15 protein-coding genes and 1 other RNA gene are annotated in these 15,364 nt (G+C 63.9%); 1 reads left to right on the plus strand and 15 read right to left on the minus strand.

The window, feature by feature from the left end:
- Positions 1–2 precede the first annotated feature (2 nt).
- Genes ftsW through mraZ form a run of 9 tightly spaced genes read right to left on the minus strand, consistent with a single transcriptional unit; the run spans position 3 to position 10,207 of the window.
- Positions 3–1,154, minus strand: coding sequence for a putative lipid II flippase FtsW (gene ftsW, locus ACVMIM_RS26140; protein ID WP_476115399.1), 1,152 nt, complete (start codon positions 1,152–1,154; stop codon positions 3–5).
- A complete protein-coding gene (gene murD, locus ACVMIM_RS26145) occupies positions 1,154–2,557 on the minus strand; it encodes a UDP-N-acetylmuramoyl-L-alanine--D-glutamate ligase (RefSeq protein ID WP_476115400.1) in 1,404 nt (467 codons plus the stop codon). Before murD ends, ftsW begins: the two co-directional genes overlap by 1 nt.
- 9 nt (positions 2,558–2,566) lie before the next feature.
- Positions 2,567–3,649: a phospho-N-acetylmuramoyl-pentapeptide-transferase gene (gene mraY / locus ACVMIM_RS26150; protein WP_040995810.1), complete on the minus strand. Its 1,083-nt coding sequence runs from the start codon at positions 3,647–3,649 to the stop codon at positions 2,567–2,569.
- Positions 3,650–3,677: 28 nt separating this feature from the next.
- Complete coding sequence (locus ACVMIM_RS26155) at positions 3,678–5,111, minus strand: UDP-N-acetylmuramoylalanyl-D-glutamyl-2,6-diaminopimelate--D-alanyl-D-alanine ligase (RefSeq protein ID WP_476115402.1); 1,434 nt, start codon at positions 5,109–5,111, stop codon at positions 3,678–3,680.
- Positions 5,108–6,562, minus strand: coding sequence for a UDP-N-acetylmuramoyl-L-alanyl-D-glutamate--2,6-diaminopimelate ligase (locus tag ACVMIM_RS26160; protein WP_476115404.1), 1,455 nt, complete (start codon positions 6,560–6,562; stop codon positions 5,108–5,110). The genes ACVMIM_RS26155 and ACVMIM_RS26160 overlap by 4 nt, the downstream gene beginning before the upstream one ends.
- 54 nt (positions 6,563–6,616) lie before the next feature.
- Complete coding sequence (locus ACVMIM_RS26165; protein WP_476115406.1) at positions 6,617–8,341, minus strand: peptidoglycan D,D-transpeptidase FtsI family protein; 1,725 nt, start codon at positions 8,339–8,341, stop codon at positions 6,617–6,619.
- Positions 8,338–8,733, minus strand: coding sequence for a cell division protein FtsL (gene ftsL, locus ACVMIM_RS26170; protein ID WP_476115407.1), 396 nt, complete (start codon positions 8,731–8,733; stop codon positions 8,338–8,340). Before ftsL ends, ACVMIM_RS26165 begins: the two co-directional genes overlap by 4 nt.
- A 2-nt stretch (positions 8,734–8,735) precedes the next feature.
- Complete coding sequence (rsmH, locus tag ACVMIM_RS26175; protein WP_476115409.1) at positions 8,736–9,752, minus strand: 16S rRNA (cytosine(1402)-N(4))-methyltransferase RsmH; 1,017 nt, start codon at positions 9,750–9,752, stop codon at positions 8,736–8,738.
- Positions 9,749–10,207, minus strand: a complete 459-nt coding sequence (gene mraZ, locus ACVMIM_RS26180; protein WP_040982276.1) for a division/cell wall cluster transcriptional repressor MraZ — start codon at positions 10,205–10,207, stop codon at positions 9,749–9,751. Before mraZ ends, rsmH begins: the two co-directional genes overlap by 4 nt.
- A 392-nt stretch (positions 10,208–10,599) precedes the next feature.
- Between mraZ and ACVMIM_RS26185 the strand changes: the two genes are divergently transcribed.
- Positions 10,600–11,715, plus strand: a complete 1,116-nt coding sequence (locus tag ACVMIM_RS26185) for a cystathionine gamma-lyase (RefSeq protein WP_476115410.1) — start codon at positions 10,600–10,602, stop codon at positions 11,713–11,715.
- A gap of 5 nt (positions 11,716–11,720) precedes the next feature.
- Here ACVMIM_RS26185 and ACVMIM_RS26190 read toward each other — a convergent pair whose 3' ends face one another.
- From ACVMIM_RS26190 to ACVMIM_RS26215, 6 genes are all read right to left on the minus strand, one after another.
- Positions 11,721–12,011 (minus strand): type II toxin-antitoxin system RelE/ParE family toxin, encoded by a 291-nt coding sequence (locus ACVMIM_RS26190; RefSeq protein WP_476115411.1) that lies wholly within the window; start codon positions 12,009–12,011, stop codon positions 11,721–11,723.
- Positions 12,008–12,292, minus strand: a complete 285-nt coding sequence (locus ACVMIM_RS26195) for a type II toxin-antitoxin system ParD family antitoxin (RefSeq protein ID WP_278048183.1) — start codon at positions 12,290–12,292, stop codon at positions 12,008–12,010. The genes ACVMIM_RS26190 and ACVMIM_RS26195 overlap by 4 nt, the downstream gene beginning before the upstream one ends.
- 152 nt (positions 12,293–12,444) lie before the next feature.
- Positions 12,445–12,840, minus strand: an RNA gene (rnpB, locus tag ACVMIM_RS26200) — RNase P RNA component class A.
- A gap of 125 nt (positions 12,841–12,965) precedes the next feature.
- Complete coding sequence (locus tag ACVMIM_RS26205; RefSeq protein ID WP_476115413.1) at positions 12,966–13,673, minus strand: lytic transglycosylase domain-containing protein; 708 nt, start codon at positions 13,671–13,673, stop codon at positions 12,966–12,968.
- 177 nt (positions 13,674–13,850) lie between these two features.
- Positions 13,851–14,627: an N-acetylmuramoyl-L-alanine amidase gene (locus tag ACVMIM_RS26210; protein WP_476115414.1), complete on the minus strand. Its 777-nt coding sequence runs from the start codon at positions 14,625–14,627 to the stop codon at positions 13,851–13,853.
- On the minus strand, positions 14,624–15,343 hold the full coding sequence (locus ACVMIM_RS26215) for a TerB family tellurite resistance protein (RefSeq protein WP_476115416.1): 720 nt from the start codon (positions 15,341–15,343) through the stop codon (positions 14,624–14,626). Before ACVMIM_RS26215 ends, ACVMIM_RS26210 begins: the two co-directional genes overlap by 4 nt.
- Between the last annotated feature and the right edge of the window lie 21 nt (positions 15,344–15,364).

Consider the following 15,364-nt stretch of genomic DNA (forward strand, 5'->3'; position numbering starts at 1 on the left):
CCTCATTCCGCCGGCATTGCGCGCTGCGAAAGGGCGAAGCCCATCTGCTTGCGCTTTTCCGGCCGCTTGCGCGTCAATGCGAGCACCATGCCCATCGAGACAGCGATGGCGATCTGCGAGGAGCCGCCATAGGAAATGAAGGGCAGCGTCATGCCCTTGGCCGGCATCAGCTGCAGGTTCACGCACATGTTGATGGCCGATTGCAGGCCGAAGACGGTGACGAGGCCTCCCACCGCATAGCGGGTGAAATCATCGTATTCCTTGAGTGCGATGCTCAAGCCGCGCAGCACGATGAAGGCGAAGATCGACATGATGAAGAAGCACATGATCAGCCCGAACTCCTCGCCGGCGACCGAGAAGACGAAGTCGGTATGAGCATCCGGAACAATGCGTTTGACGGTTCCCTCACCCGGCCCGACACCGAACCAACTGCCGTTGATCAGTGCCTCGCGGCCCATGTCGACCTGGAACGTATCGCCTTCGCCGGTCAAAAACTTGTCAATGCGCAGGGCAACGTGCGGGAATACCGAATAGGCGGCGAACAGGCCGCTCGCCCCGACGATGCCAAGAGCCACGATCCACAGCCACGGCAGGCCGGCCATGAAGAACATGACGCCCCAGGTGCCGGTCACCAGCATGGTTTGACCGAGATCGGGCTGCGCCACCAGAAGCGAGATAACCAGCGCAAGCAAAAGCATGGCGAACAGATTGCCGGGAATGTCGGGCTGGCGCTTGTGCTCGGCAAAGAGCCACGCGCAGATGATGACGAAGGCGGGTTTCAGGAATTCGGACGGCTGGATGGAAAGTCCGGCGAGCGACACCCAGCGACGCGCGCCCTTCACCTCGACGCCGATGTAGAGCACCGCCACCATCAGCACCAGCATGATGCACAGCATCACCAGCGACATGCGCCTGATCTGCCGCGCCTCCAGGAAGGAGACCGCAAGCATGACGATGAGCGCCGGGATGGTGAAGATGACCTGCCTGGTGGCGAAGTGAAAGCTGTCGAGGCCGATACGCTCGGCCACCGCGGGGCTCGCCGCGAAGGACAAAATGATGCCCAGCCCCATGAGCGACAGGAACGCCGCCAGGAACCAGCGATCGACGGTCCACCACCAGGTGGCGACAGGACTTTTGTCGAGACGGCTTTGCATCAACGTGGCCCTCCGATGGGTTTCACACCGTCAATAGCATTCGCAGCTTGCCTGAAGGCTTCGCCGCGAACTTCGAAATTCTTGAACTGGTCGAAACTGGCGCAGGCCGGCGAAAGCAGCACCACGGCTTCGCCGCCGGTGTCTTTTGCCGCGTCATGGGCGGCATGTTCCACCGCCGCCGCAAGCGTTCCCGATATCTCATAGGGCACGGCCTCGCCGAGCGTCGCCGCAAAGGCCGGCGCCGCCTCGCCGATCAGATAGGCCTTGGCGATGCGCGGGAAGAAACCGCGCAGCGGCTCGATGCCGCCTTCCTTCGGCAGGCCGCCGGCGATCCAGTAGATACGGTTGGCGAAGCTCGACAGCGCGGGCGCCGCCGCATCGGCATTGGTCGCCTTGGAATCGTTGACGAACAGCACATGATCCTTGCGGCCGACCTGCTCCATACGGTGCGCGAGCCCCGGGAAGCTTTCCAGCCCGGCCTGGATCTCGCCGAGCTCGAGCCCGACTTTCAGGCAGGCGACGACGGCGGCCAGCGCGTTCTGAGCGTTGTGCTGGCCGCGCAGCGAGCCGATGCCCTCGAGGAAGGCGACGCGGCTGTAGCGGCCATGCACCGCTTCCATCAGATTGGTGCCGTCGGCGAAATAGCCGTCGGTCAAAGGCAGGCGCTTGGAAATACGAACGACCGGCCTGCCGGCCCGCTCCAGCCGGTCGGCGATCTGGGCGCACCAGGAATCGTCGACGCCGATGATCGCGGTGTCGCTGCCGGCAACCAGCCGCTCCTTGATCGAGGCGTAATGCGCCATCGTGCCGTGCCGGTCGAGATGGTCGGGCGTGAGATTAAGCAGGATGCCGGCGGTCGGGTTGATCGAGGGTGCGAGGTCGATCTGGTAGGACGAGCACTCGACCACATAGTGCCGCCGGGGCTCGGGTGGATCGAGCGTCATGATGGCACGGCCGATATTGCCGCCCATCTGCGTGTCGCGTCCCGCCGATTTCAGGATATGCGCCGTCAGTGCCGTCGTCGTCGACTTGCCGTTGGTGCCGGTGATTGCAATGAAGGGCGCTGCCGGCGCGCGGCTGTTGCGCTCGCGGCAGAACAGCTCGATATCGCCGATCACCTCGACGCCGGCGCCGCGCGCGAGCTCCACCGTCCAATGCGGCTTCGGATGCGTTAATGGCACGCCGGGCGACAGCACGAAGGCGGCGAAGCGCGGCCAGTCGGCTCCGCGCAGGTCGCCGGTCGCAATGCCCGCAGCGGCCGCCTTGGCGACGCTGTCTGGATTGTCGTCCCAGGCCAGCACCTCGCCGCCCCCAGCGATCAGCGCATGCGCGGTGGCGATCCCCGAGCCGCCGAGCCCGAAGAGCGAAACGCGTTTGCCGGAAAAGGAAGCGGCGGGGATCAAGCGGGCGTCCTATCTGAGCTTGAGGGTGGAGAGGCCGACCAGCGCCAGGATGACGGCGATGATCCAGAAGCGGATCACCACCTGGCTTTCGGTCCAGCCGAGCTTTTCGAAATGGTGATGGATCGGCGCCATCAGGAAGACGCGCTTGCCGGTCATCTTGAAGTAGCCGACCTGGACGATGACCGACAGGATCTCGACCACGAACAGGCCGCCGACGATGACCAGAACGATCTCGTGCTTGGTAGCGACCGCGATGGTGCCGATCAGCCCGCCCATCGCCAGCGAGCCGGTATCGCCCATGAAGATCGCGGCCGGCGGCGCGTTGAACCACAGGAAGCCCAGCCCCGCGCCGATCACCGCGCCGAGCACGACGGCGAGCTCACCTGTGCCGGGCACGAAATGGATCTGCAGATATTCGGCGAACACCGCGTTGCCCGACAGATAGGCGATGACGCCGAAGGACGCCGCCGCGATCATGATCGGCACGATCGCCAGCCCGTCGAGGCCGTCCGTCAGGTTCACCGCATTGCCCGCGCCGACGATGACGAAGCAGGAGAACGGCACGAAGAACCAGCCGAGATTGATCAGGAATTCCTTGGCGAAGGGGAAAGTCAGCGACGACGAGAACGGCGCCTGGCCATTGTGCATGATCACCCACGCGGCGATCGCCGCGATGATGAACTCGATCGCCAGCCTCGCCTTGCCGGAGAAGCCCAGATGCGACTGCTTGGTGACCTTGAGATAGTCGTCGTAAAAGCCGATCGAGCCGAAGCCGACGGTGACCAGAAGCACCACCCAGACATAGATCGAGGAAAGGTTCGCCCATAGGAGCGACGAACCGATGATGCCGGACAGGATCATCAGCCCGCCCATGGTCGGCGTTCCCGCTTTCTTGAAATGCGTCTGCGGGCCGTCGGCGCGGATCGGCTGACCCTTGCCCTGCCGCAGGCGCAGCGAATTGATGATCGTCGGCCCGAAGATGAAGACGATGAGCGCAGAGGTGATCAGCGCGCCGCCGGTGCGGAAAGTGATGTAGCGGAAGACGTTGAACAGCGAGATCTTGTCCGCGAAGTCGACGAGCAGTGTGAACATGGTCCTTCCGTCCCCCGGGAACCCGACCTCAAGTCGGCTTAATGTTTGTGGCTTCCGCCGGAAATTTGCCGAGCAACGCCTCGACCAGCTTTGAAAACCCGATGCCCTTCGACGATTTGACCATCACCACGTCGCCGGGTCTGAGCGCGGAGATCACAATCGGCTTCAGCTCCTCGGCTCCCGCCCTATACTCCGTCTGGATGTCGGCGGGCAAAACTTCGGCCAGCGCTTGCATTTCCGGCCCGCCGAGAAAGACGTTGCGCGTGCCCGTGCCGACGATCAGCTCGGCAAGCGCCGCGTGGAGCTTGGCCGAATGGCTGCCGAGCTCCAGCATGTCGCCGAGCACCGCGATGCGCCGCCCCTCGCCCGAGACGGGCGTGGCGTTGAGCAGCGCCATGGCCGCCGCCATCGATGCCGGATTGGCGTTGTAGCTCTCGTCGATCAGCGTGATCGGCCCGTTGGGATGATGCAGGACGTGGCGCCGGCCGCGACCGCGTTCGGCCGAAAGGTCCGCAAGCGCGGCCGCGACCTTGTCGATATCGGCGCCAACCAATTGCGCGGCGCCAAGCACCGCCAGCACGTTCTGCACGATATGGCGGCCGGGCGCCCCGACACGGGCCGTCACGTCCTTGTTGCCGATCTTGACGGCGATGTCGGAATGGTCGGCATGAAGGTCGCAGCCGACAAGGCGGAAGGCCGAGCGGACATTTTCGCCGAAACCGAAAACATGCTCGACGCCTGCGTCTTTCGCCATTTTCCCGAGCAGTTTCCAGCGCGGATCGTCACGGTTGAGCAACGCCGCGCCGCCGGGCTCGATTCCCTCGAAAATCTCGGCCTTGGCCATAGCGATCTCGTCGAGATTCTTGAAGAAGCCGAGATGGGCGGCGGCAATGATCGTCACGATGGCGACATGCGGCCTGACCATCTTGACCAGCGGCCTGATCTCGCCCGGATGGTTCATGCCGATCTCGAAAACCGCGTAGTCGCAGTCCTGCGGCATGCGCGCCAGCGTCAGCGGCACGCCCCAATGGTTGTTGAACGACTGCGCCGAGGCATGCACCTTGCCGACCGCCGACAGCACATGGCGCAGCGCTTCCTTGGTGGTCGTCTTGCCGGCAGAGCCGGTGACGGCGATGATCCTGGCCTTCGAGCGGGCGCGGGCCGCGACGCCGAGCTTCTCGAGCGCCGCAAGCACGTCCTGCACGACGATCATCGGCGCCGTCAGCCGACCGAGCGAAGGCAGCTTGCCCTCGGCAACGACCAGCACGGCCGCTCCGGCCTTGACCGCCGCTGTCGCGAAATCATGGCCGTCCATCGCCTCGCCCTTGATGGCGAAGAAGGCGTCTCCAGGCTCCAGGCTGCGGCTGTCGATCGAAACGCCGGTGATGCCCTCCGGCAGCGAGCCGATCGGCCTGCCGCCCATCGCTTCGACCAGCGCTTCCGACGTCCACAGCAGGTTCATGCGGCGCGCTCCTTCAGCGCATCGCGCACTTCCTCATGGTCGGAGAAATGGAAGGTCTCGGCGCCGATGGTCTGGCCCTCCTCATGTCCCTTGCCGGCGACGATGAGCGTATCCCCGGCGCGCAGCATCGCCACCGCCTCGTGGATCGCCTTGCGGCGATCGCCGATCTCGATGGCGCCGGGCGCGGCGGCGAGGATCGCCGCGCGGATGGTTTCGGGCACCTCGGTGCGCGGATTGTCGTCGGTGACGATGACGATGTCGGCGAGCCGCGTCGCGATCTCGCCCATGATCGGCCTTTTCCCCCGGTCGCGGTCGCCGCCGCAGCCGAACACCACGACGACACGGCCGGTTGTGAAAGGCCGGACCGAGGTCAGCACATTCTCAAGCGCATCGGGCTTGTGGGCGTAGTCGACATAGACGGGAGCGCCGGCGGCGGTGGTGCCGACGAGGTCGAGCCGGCCCGGCGCGCCCTTCAATTTCTCCAACGCCGCCAAGGCGTTGGCCGCGGAGGTTCCTGTCGCGATGGCAAGGCCGGCTGAGACCAGCGCGTTGGCGATCTGGAAATCGCCGGCCAAAGGCAGGTCGACCTCATGCAGCACGCCGTCCGCCACGATTTCGGCGCGCTGGCGATGGCGCTCATGCTCGACGCGCTTGAGCGTCAGGAAATCGCCATGGCGGCCGACGGTCAGCACTTTCAGGCCCGCTGCCTTCGCGGCTTTGATGGTCGGCTCCGACCAAGCGTCGTCGGCAAAGACGATCGCTGGCGCGCCCTTCGGCAGCAGCGTGTCGAACAGGCGTAATTTGGCGCGGTGATAATCCTCCACCGTCGGATGGTAATCCATATGGTCGCGGCCGAGATTGGTGAAGGCGCCGGCCGCCAGCTTCACGCCGTCGAGGCGGCGCTGGTCGAGGCCGTGGCTCGATGCTTCCATCGAGGCGTGGGTGACGCCCGCATCCGCCAGTTCCTGGAGCAATCGGTGCAGCGCCACCGGATCGGGCGTTGTCAGTGAGCCATATTCGTTGCGGCCGGGCGCCACGACACCGGTCGTGCCGATCGAGGCGGCCACAAAACCCGCCTGCTCCCAGATCTGACGGGTGAAGGCGGCGACGGATGTCTTGCCGGCTGTGCCGGTGACGGCGACCATGGTCTCCGGCTGGCGGCCGAAGAAGCGCGCCGCGCTGAGCGCGAGCGCCAGGCGCGGATCGTCGACGGCGAGAACCGGGATCGACAGGCCGGAGACGCTCGTGCCCCTGCCGGTGATGATCGCCGCCGCGCCGCGGCTTGCGGCGTCGGCCGCATAGGCCGAGCCGTCGGCCTTGCTGCCGGCAAGCGCGAAGAAGACGACGCCGGTCTTGACCGCGCGGGAATTGGAGGAAAGTCCGGTCACCTCCAGATCGGGGGAAGCTATTCCCTCGACAGGCAGGATACCGGCTAGATCTTTTAGATGCATTGAGTCCCGTTCACCGCAACAAAATAGCGCGCAGTTGCCGGCGCGCCCGAAGAATCACTGATAGGAAACCAGCGTTGCACCATTTTCATGGCTGAAATCTGGCTTCACGCCAAGCATGGCCGCAGAACGCCTGATGATATTGCCGGCCATAACCCCCGCATTGTTGGCGGCAACGTCCGTCATCCCGGGCTTTTCCGGATGCGGAGCGTCAGCGATCGTGAACACCAGAAATTGCGGATCGTCCATCGGGAAGGCGGCGACGAAGGTGTTGAAATTCAGATCCTTGGAGTAGCGGCCATTGATGACCTTCTCGGCCGTTCCGGTCTTGCCGCCAACGCGGTAGCCGGGAACCCTGGCGTTCCTGGCCGAACCCTTCTCGGCATTCAGCGTGTAGAGATAGCGCATGCCTTCGACGGTCTTGTCGCTGACCACTCTCTTGGCCACCGCCATCGCCTCCTGCTCGCTGCGGACCAGGAAGGTCGGCTCGATCAGATAGCCCTGCATCAGCGCCGCGCAGCCGACAGCCGCCTGCAGCGGTGTCGTCGACACGCCATGGCCGAAGGCGATTGTGAACGAATTGACCTGTTTCCAGACCTTCGGTTCCGTCGGGCGCGCAACCTCGGGCAATTCGGTCTGCATCCTGTCCAGGATGCCAAGGCGGTGCAGGAACTCGCGGTGACCCTCGATGCCGACCAACTCGGCCTCCCTGGCCGACCCGATGTTGGACGAATAGAGGAACACTTCCGGCAGCGACAGCACGCGGTTCTTGCCGTGGAAATCGTGGATGGCCTGATGACCGACCCGGATCGGATGGGAAGCGTCGAAGCGGCTGTTCATCGTCGCCTTGCCGGAATCGAGCGCCATGGCCGAGGTGAAGCTCTTGAAGGTCGAGCCCATCTCGTAGAGGCCCGCCGACATGCGGTTCAGCCGGTCCTTTTCCTGCGCGTTATACGGATTGTTCGGATCGAAGTCCGGCACCGAGGCCATTGCCATCACTTCGCCCGTCTTGATGTTCAGCACGACGGCGCCGGCGCCCAACGCGCGATAGCGCTCCAGGCCGGCCGCGATTTCGTCGCGCACCACATGCTGGACGCGCAGATCGATCGAAAGCCTGACCGGCTTTAGGTCCTTGGCCACGGCGAGGCCCGACGCCTGCAGGTCGCTCAGCCCCTGCTCGTCGATATATTTCTCCATGCCGGAGATGCCCTGGTTGTCGATATTGGTCAGGCCGACGATATAGGACGAGGTCTCGCCGCTCGGATAGAAGCGACGCTTTTCGGTGCGAAAGCCGAGGCCGGGGATGCCCAACGCCAGGATGTCGGCCTGCTGCTTCGGCGTCAGCTGGCGCTGCAGCCAGACGAAGCCGGCGCCGCTCTTGAGCTTGCGATAGGTCTGCTCGTAATCGATCTCCGGCAGCACGGTCGACAATTTCTCGATCGCTTCGTCGGCGTCGACGATACGGCGCGGCTCGGCGAACAGGGACGCCGTCTTGATGTCGGTCGCCAGCACCTCGCCGTTACGGTCGACGATATCCGGACGCGATGCCGTAACCCGGCTCTCCGGGCCGCCCGAAAGATCCGGATTCTGCAGCCCGAGATAGACGAGCCGGCCGGCAATGGTCGAATAGATGGTGAAGAACACCGCCATGGTCATGACGATGCGCGTCCTTGCTTTGCCGCCCGTAGCCTTTCGGGCGGCATCGACGACGATCGAGCCGTCCTCAGCCTGCCTCTTTCGGCGCTTCAGCAGGTCACGGATCCTTGGAAGCCTGCTGATCATTGAACGGTGCTCCCGGTGACCACTGGATCCTTGCCGTCCGCCGGCTCCTTGCCCGAATTGTCGGCCATGCCGCCAAGGCGCTGCGAGGAGAGGTCCTCGATGGTCACGGGTTTCACGGGAATGTCGTCGAGGTTGCCGATCTGGTGCGCGTTTATCGGTTCGAGCCCGAGCTGGCTCTTATAGACATCGGCAAGCTTCTGCAGCCGCGAAGGCTGCGTGAGCAGGCTCCAGTCCGCCTTGAGGAGATCGATCGTTTCTTCCTCGTAGTGGATCTGCGCCTGGATCTTCTGTACCGTAGCCAGTTGCTCTTCGGCTTCCCGCTTCGTCTTGTAGGTCAGGGCCGCGGCCGAGACCATGACGGCGATCAGGACTATGTCGCTGGTACGAAACACGCTCACCTCTCCCCCGGCCGCTCGATGGCGGGAAGCTTTGGAAGGCCGAAAATCGAAAAATCGCCGGCGCGCGCCGGCGCATCGGTGCGTGTCGCGGCGCGCAGCCTTGCCGAGCGCGCGCGCGGATTGGCGCCCAGCTCGGCCTCTCCCGGCGTTACGCCGCCGCCGGCCTTGCGGAAGGTCGCGACGCGCGCCGGCGCATCGGGCATGTGCCGAGAGCCGCCGGCGGCTTCGGAGCGGTCGGCGATGAAGCGCTTGACGATGCGGTCCTCCAGGGAATGGAACGTCACCACCGCAAGTCGCCCACCGGGCTTCAGCACACGCTCGGCGGCGAGCAGCGCCCTGGCGAGCTCGCCAAGCTCGTCATTGACGAAGATGCGCAGCGCCTGGAACACACGCGTGGCCGGATGGATCTTGTCCTTCGGCCCGCGTCCGATATGCGTTTGGATGGCGTCGGCGAGATCGAGCGTGCGCTCGAAAGGCTTCTTCTCGCGCCGGCTCTCGATCATCCGCGCGATGCGGCCGGCATGGCGCTCCTCGCCGAGAAAGCCGAAGATGCGGGCAAGGTCGCCGGCCTTGAAGCTGTTGACGACATCGGCCGCGGAGAGGCCCGCCTGCGCCATCCGCATGTCGAGCGGCCCGTCGGCGCGAAAGGAAAAGCCGCGCTCGGCCTGGTCGAGCTGCATGGACGAGACGCCGATGTCGAGCACCACGCCATCGGCCCTTTCGACGTGCTCGTCCAATGTCGAGAACGGCGCCTGGACCAGTCTCAGCCGGCCGCCGGCCCGTTCCTCAAGCGCCCTGCCCGCCGCGATCGCGTCCGGGTCGCGGTCGATGGCGACGACCGAAGCGCCGCGATCGAGGACAGCGCTGGTGTAGCCACCGGCGCCGAATGTCCCGTCGATGATGGTATCGCCGGCTTTCGGCGCGAGCGCGTCGAGCACCTCGGCAAGGAGGACCGGAATGTGACGGGCCAGTCCGCCAACGGCGTGAGGGTCATCGCCGTGGCCAGCCATCATTCCGATCGCTCCCCGGGCTTCGTCCCCTGCCGAAGCTGCAAAAGCCTGGCCCGCGCCTGCGCCCCATAGGCGGCAAGCCGTCCCGGCTCCCAAACTTGAAAAAAATTGCCGCGGCCGACAAACGCCACCTCGTTCGAGATGCCCGTATGCTCGCGGATGAAATCGGTCATGGTGATACGGCCGTCCTGGTCGAGCTTGAGGAATGTCCCGTCGCCATGGCAGAAGAACGACATGTCGTCCGCCGTCTGCAGAAAGGGATCCTCCAGCGCAATCCGTTGCTCGTAACGGTCCAGCAGATCGAGCCCGCCCACATCCATGGCCGGCAGGTCCAGGCAGCGAAGCGCGTAGAGTTCCGAATAGCCGCGTTTCTGCACCACGGCGCGGAAATGCGCCGGAACGGATACCCGCCCCTTCGCATCGATCCTGTTCACCGCATTTGACAGAAATCGGTCCAATGAACGCTACAGCCGCTTCCGCCGCCGTACCCCTTCCCATGTTGTTCTCCGCGCCGCCGCGCTCGCGACAAATCGCTTCGTTCACCTGGGCGAAAACCGGCAAACGCGCAGCCGCCGCGGCTGCCCGATTGGCGTACGCTTCACCCTGACGCGGAACGAAAGCTTGATCGAGATGGGATATCATGGGGTACTATGGGCGTCAACGGGAACAGGCATCACAAACACACGCGCCACAACCAGAAAGCGCAGGCTGACGGCACGTCTCGTCTTTATCGTCCATTAAGCCTAACGAAGCGTTTAGAGCCCTCTGGCCCAAAAAGACGCAGCTTGCTGCGGACGGCGGGCGCGCATAGCGTCGGTCGAAGTTTTCTCCCTGACCGAGGATCGAGTTGATGTCCGAAACTGCGAAGTCACGCGCCGCGACACTTGCCCATCTGCGCAGCGCCGGTTTCGCCAAGGGCGATCCCATCCCCTTGCCGCTGACCATGGCCTCGATCTTCCACGCGCCCGGCGACGCGACTGGCTTCGATCAATATGGCCGCTTCAGCAACCCGACCTGGCATGCCGTCGAGCATGCGCTCGGCCATCTGGAAGACGCGCACTGTGTTGCCTTCCCGTCCGGAATGGCGGCGATTTCCGCGGCTTTCTTTGCGCTTGTCAAATCAGGCGACCGCATTCTTCTGCCGTCGGACGGCTATCACACGACGCGGGCTCTGGCCGAGCGTTTCTTGAAACCGCTCGGCGTAGCCTATGACGTGAGGCCGACGGCAAGCATGCTCGATGGCGGCTTCACCGGTTACCGGCTGGTTTTTGTCGAAAGTCCGTCAAACCCTCGGCTGGACATCTGCGACATCGCCGCCGTCGCCAAGGCCGTCCATGCGCAAGGGGGGATTCTGATCGTCGACAACACGACGATGACGCCCTTCGGCCAGCGTCCGCTCGATCTCGGCGCCGACATTGTGGTTTCGGCCGACACCAAGGCGATCAACGGCCATTCGGACGTTCTCTTCGGCCACGTCGCCAGCCGCGATACCGACATCGTCGCCAGAGTGAAGGATTGGCGCGAGACGGCCGGCGGCATCCCCGGTCCATTCGAGGCTTGGCTCGTGCATCGCGGCCTCGAGACGCTGGAAGTGCGCTTCGATCGCATGTGCTCGTCGGCCGAAACGATCGCGCGGCGGCTGAAAGACCACCGCGCGGTAAGCGGCCTGCGCTTTCCAGGGCTAGAAGGCGATGCCTCGCACAATCTGGCGCGTGCGCAGATGGAGCGCTTCGGCTTCCTGATTTCTTTCGAACTCGCCTCCGAAGAACAGGCCGAGGCGTTCATCGATGGTTGCGCACTGATTGAATCGGCAACGTCCTTCGGCGGCGTGCACACATCGGCCGAGCGGCGCTTGAAACGCGGCGACGCCGTGCCGCCGGGCTTCGTCCGCCTGGCGATCGGCTGCGAGCCGGTCGAGGAACTTTGGAAGGCGATCGAGGCGTCGCTGGACAAGATCGCCGGCTAGTCCCGCTATATCAGATCGTCAGCCTCGATTTTGCGCCGACCGTGCAGCACGCGCAGGATTTCGACCGCCTTTTCGTCAATCCGATAAAACGTAAGATACTCCCCGACAACGAGGTGGCGAACGCCTGGCAAGATGTCATCGCGCGGTGCACCCGATCGGGGATGAAGGGTCAGCAAATCCCATCGCCTCTGAAGAGTTTCCACAAAACGGACAGCGGCGTTCGGGTTGCGGGCGGCGATGTAGTCGCCGATAGTTTCGAGGTCGACCAATGCCTGTGGAAGCAGGCGGTACTTCACTCGTCAGCGCCTTTGGCTTCCGCCATCTTCGCATATTTAGCGCGCAATCGCTCCATTAAGGGGGGACCGTCCAGCGCCGGTCCGCTGTCGATGCCTTCCTGAACCAGTTCCCGCAATTCCTCGACAGTATAGCCGAGTAGGTCGCGCCGCTCCTTCCATTGCCTGAGCGCATCGCGGATCACTTCGCTGGCCGAGGCGTATTCGCCGGCGGCGACGACATCGTCGACCGCGGCTGCCAGTTCCGGGGAAAGCGTGATGCTGCGTTTGTCGACATGGCCCATGATGCACTCCTGCTCTTCCTCAAAGGTACGATTTAATCGCACCGGCTTCAAGCAACAGTCATCGCGTCCAGGGCGACTGCGCCCTGACGTGGAATCAAAAGGCACGCCTTCTGGCGTAACCTCCCGATCCCGTTCAGCTATCGCTACGAGAAAATGCCAGCTGGCCTGTAAGCCGGGTTCTGTATGGCCCTCGCCTTGTGACGAGAACGTGGCGGCCATTCATCTTGGGCGCATGTTGCCACGCACCTCACGCAACCTACCCGGACGGTGGGCCGGAAACAGCCCTCGAAGGTTTCCCCTCGCACCGCCCCTATTCGGTTTTGCTCCCGGTGGGGTTTGCCGTGCCGCTCCTGTTGCCAGTCGCGCGGTGGGCTCTTACCCCACCCTTTCACCCTTGCCGCGACAATGCCGCGGCGGTTTGCTTTCTGTGGCACTTTCCCTGGGGTCGCCCCCGCCGGCCGTTAGCCGGCACCGTGTCTCCATGGAGCCCGGACTTTCCTCGCCCGCAGCCTTTCGGCTCTCGCGAGCGCGGCCGCCCGGCCAGCTGGCAAGCGCGTATAAAGGGATTCTCACTTGAAAACGCAAACGAAAAAGCTCGCCCGAAGCGCCGTGGATCTGGACAACGACATGCATCAAACAGACACGCGTTGCCCAAATCCGCTTCGACGGGGGCTCAGGCCGGCGAACCCAGCGCGGCCATCTGCACCTTGACCTTGCTGCAATAGGCGGCCGAAATCGGATTCATCCGTGTCGCGCCATGACCGGCATTGTATTTCAGGATCGTGCCGCAGGTGGTGCCGCCACCGAGATCTCTCGCCATGGCGAGATACTTCATGCCGTATTTGATGTTGGTGTCGGGATCGAACAGCCCCTTGGCCGAACCGGTGTAGCCCATCATGCGCGCCGTGGCCGGCTTGATCTGCATCAGGCCGATCTCGCCGGCGCTGCCGACCATGTTCGGCCTGTAGTTGCTTTCGATCTTGATGACGGCACTGGCCAGCGACACCGGCACGCCATAGCTCGCGGCGTAGCGGGCAATGATCGCCGAATACTGGCCGCCCCCCGTGGCTGGCGACGACAAAGCCGGCTTCTCAGGGCGGATGGAAGCTGTCGCGGTCAAGTCGATCGTCTGCCTATTGCGCTTCGAATTGCGCCTTGCCGTTTTTTTCGCCGCTTTGGCCACAGCGACCTTCTCCACCTTGGTCGGGGCGGTTCTGTTGATCTTTGAACCCGTGGCGGTCGGGCTTGCCTTCGGTGCCGCGGGGGCGCCAGCAAAGCCATTGTCCGCCCGCGGGCTCAGAGGGGCGCTGTTCGCTTGATTGAAGGCAAGAGTCATCACTCCGGCAGCAACGGCTGCCGCTACAACGGTCAATCTTTGCATCTAGTCCTGTTCTGTTAGAGCCGCGCGAAGAACTTCGCGCAGTTAGGTGAACTCAACATCGGACATCTTTTGGGGGATAGACGCCCGACAACTTGCGGGAGAGGCATTTGGAGGCGGAATTGGCGGCAATGAAGGCAGCGCAATTCACTTTAAATGACAGATTGTAATTTACGGAACTTATCGCGACTTTTTGGCGGTGGCTGCTTCTACGGAAGCCAGGAGCCGTTCCAGCGTGCGAACCGTCGAATTGTCCGCCACACCATCGACCAGCCGCCGCCGAAAATGTCGCTGGAACGCCGCCACCACGATTTCCGTCTGCTTGTCGTATTCGCCCGATATCTCCACGCCATAGCCGTAGAGCGCCAGCATCGACTGAAGCGCTTCAACGTCGGAGCCGGTATCGCCGGCCTTCAGTTTAGCGCCGGGCTTTATCGCCGCCGCCGGCACAAGATGTCCGATACCGGCGGCGAACAGCGCCTTCCAGGGAAATTTTTCGCCAGGATCGACCTTGCGGCCTGGGGCCACGTCCGAATGCGCGAGCACCCTTGCCGCGGGGATCGAGTAACGGCCCACAATACCCGTGCACAAGGTGATCACGGCTTCGATCTGTCGCCTCGGGAAAGCCTTGTAGCCCAGCGAATGCCCGGGATTGACGATCTCGATGCCGACCGAACAGGAGTTGATGTCGGTACGCCCGAGCCAGGAACTCTTGCCGGCGTGCCAGGCGCGGTCGCTCTCGCGCACCATCTGCACGATGCGGCCGTCCTCGTGGACAAGATAATGCGAGGACACCTCGCTTGCCGGATCGCACAGCCAGGCCTCGGCGCCGGCGCCGCTTGCCATGCCGGTATAATGCAGCACGATCATATCGGGCCGGAGCGTCTCGCGGCGCGGGCCGAAATTGGGCGAAACCCGGACCTCGGCACCTGGCTGGTCGGGCAAAAAGCCGCTCATACGTGCCTGAGGCCCCGCTCGATCATTTCATAGGCGGCATTGATTGCCGCGACCCTGGTCGTGGCGATCTTGATGAATTCCTGCGGCAGACCCCGCGCGATCAACCTGTCCGGGTGATTGTCGGAGATCAGCTTGCGATAACGTTTCCTGACCTCCTCGAACGGCTTGCCGCGTTCGATGCCCAGAACGACGTAAGGATCGGCGGCGCCGAGATTGACGTGCCTGGACAGGATCGCCTCGTAATGCACCTCGTCGATCCGAAAGATCTCGGCAATCCGGTGCAGGAACTGCCCTTCCCGCTCATGGATGAGCCCGTCCGCCTTGGCGATATGGAACAGGCCGTCGAGTATGTCCTCCAGCATCATGCAGTTGGCATGGCCGGAACCGCAGAGTTGCGCCATGCGCTGGGCATAGGTCTCGAAGCCGGCAATGTCCCGCTTGGCGATATCGTAAAGCCGCGCCACGTTGCGTGTCTCGCTCGGCGGTACCTCGAAGATCTCCTGGAACGCGCGCACCTCGTCCTGCGTGACGATGCCGTCGGCCTTGGCCATCTTGGCTGAAAGCGCGATCATCGCCACCGAGAAGGCCACGCGCCGCCGCAGATCCGGATCGCCGGAAAAAACGGTGCGCACGGCCTCCACGACATCCGCGACACCCGAGGACGCCGAGGACGAAACACGAGCGATGAAGTCGCCAAGGCGGTCCCAAATCGACATGCCGGCTTCATAGTGCGAACC

It is taken from the genome of Mesorhizobium sp. USDA 4413, from assembly GCF_056280365.1.

What these genes read in the sequence shown, in the direction of transcription:
- ACVMIM_RS26195 (WP_278048183.1), bottom strand. Translation starts at nt 12,292, where the DNA reads ATGGGCCATGTCGACAAACGCAGCATCACGCTTTCCCCGGAACTGGCA.
- ACVMIM_RS26160 (WP_476115404.1), bottom strand. Translation starts at nt 6,562, where the DNA reads ATGCATCTAAAAGATCTAGCCGGTATCCTGCCTGTCGAGGGAATAGCT.
- ftsW (WP_476115399.1), bottom strand. Translation starts at nt 1,154, where the DNA reads ATGCAAAGCCGTCTCGACAAAAGTCCTGTCGCCACCTGGTGGTGGACC.
- ACVMIM_RS26185 (WP_476115410.1), top strand. Translation starts at nt 10,600, where the DNA reads ATGTCCGAAACTGCGAAGTCACGCGCCGCGACACTTGCCCATCTGCGC.
- ACVMIM_RS26155 (WP_476115402.1), bottom strand. Translation starts at nt 5,111, where the DNA reads ATGAACCTGCTGTGGACGTCGGAAGCGCTGGTCGAAGCGATGGGCGGC.
- ACVMIM_RS26165 (WP_476115406.1), bottom strand. Translation starts at nt 8,341, where the DNA reads ATGATCAGCAGGCTTCCAAGGATCCGTGACCTGCTGAAGCGCCGAAAG.
- ACVMIM_RS26210 (WP_476115414.1), bottom strand. Translation starts at nt 14,627, where the DNA reads ATGAGCGGCTTTTTGCCCGACCAGCCAGGTGCCGAGGTCCGGGTTTCG.
- rsmH (WP_476115409.1), bottom strand. Translation starts at nt 9,752, where the DNA reads ATGATGGCTGGCCACGGCGATGACCCTCACGCCGTTGGCGGACTGGCC.
- ACVMIM_RS26215 (WP_476115416.1), bottom strand. Translation starts at nt 15,343, where the DNA reads ATGTCGATTTGGGACCGCCTTGGCGACTTCATCGCTCGTGTTTCGTCC.
- ACVMIM_RS26205 (WP_476115413.1), bottom strand. Translation starts at nt 13,673, where the DNA reads ATGCAAAGATTGACCGTTGTAGCGGCAGCCGTTGCTGCCGGAGTGATG.
- mraY (WP_040995810.1), bottom strand. Translation starts at nt 3,649, where the DNA reads ATGTTCACACTGCTCGTCGACTTCGCGGACAAGATCTCGCTGTTCAAC.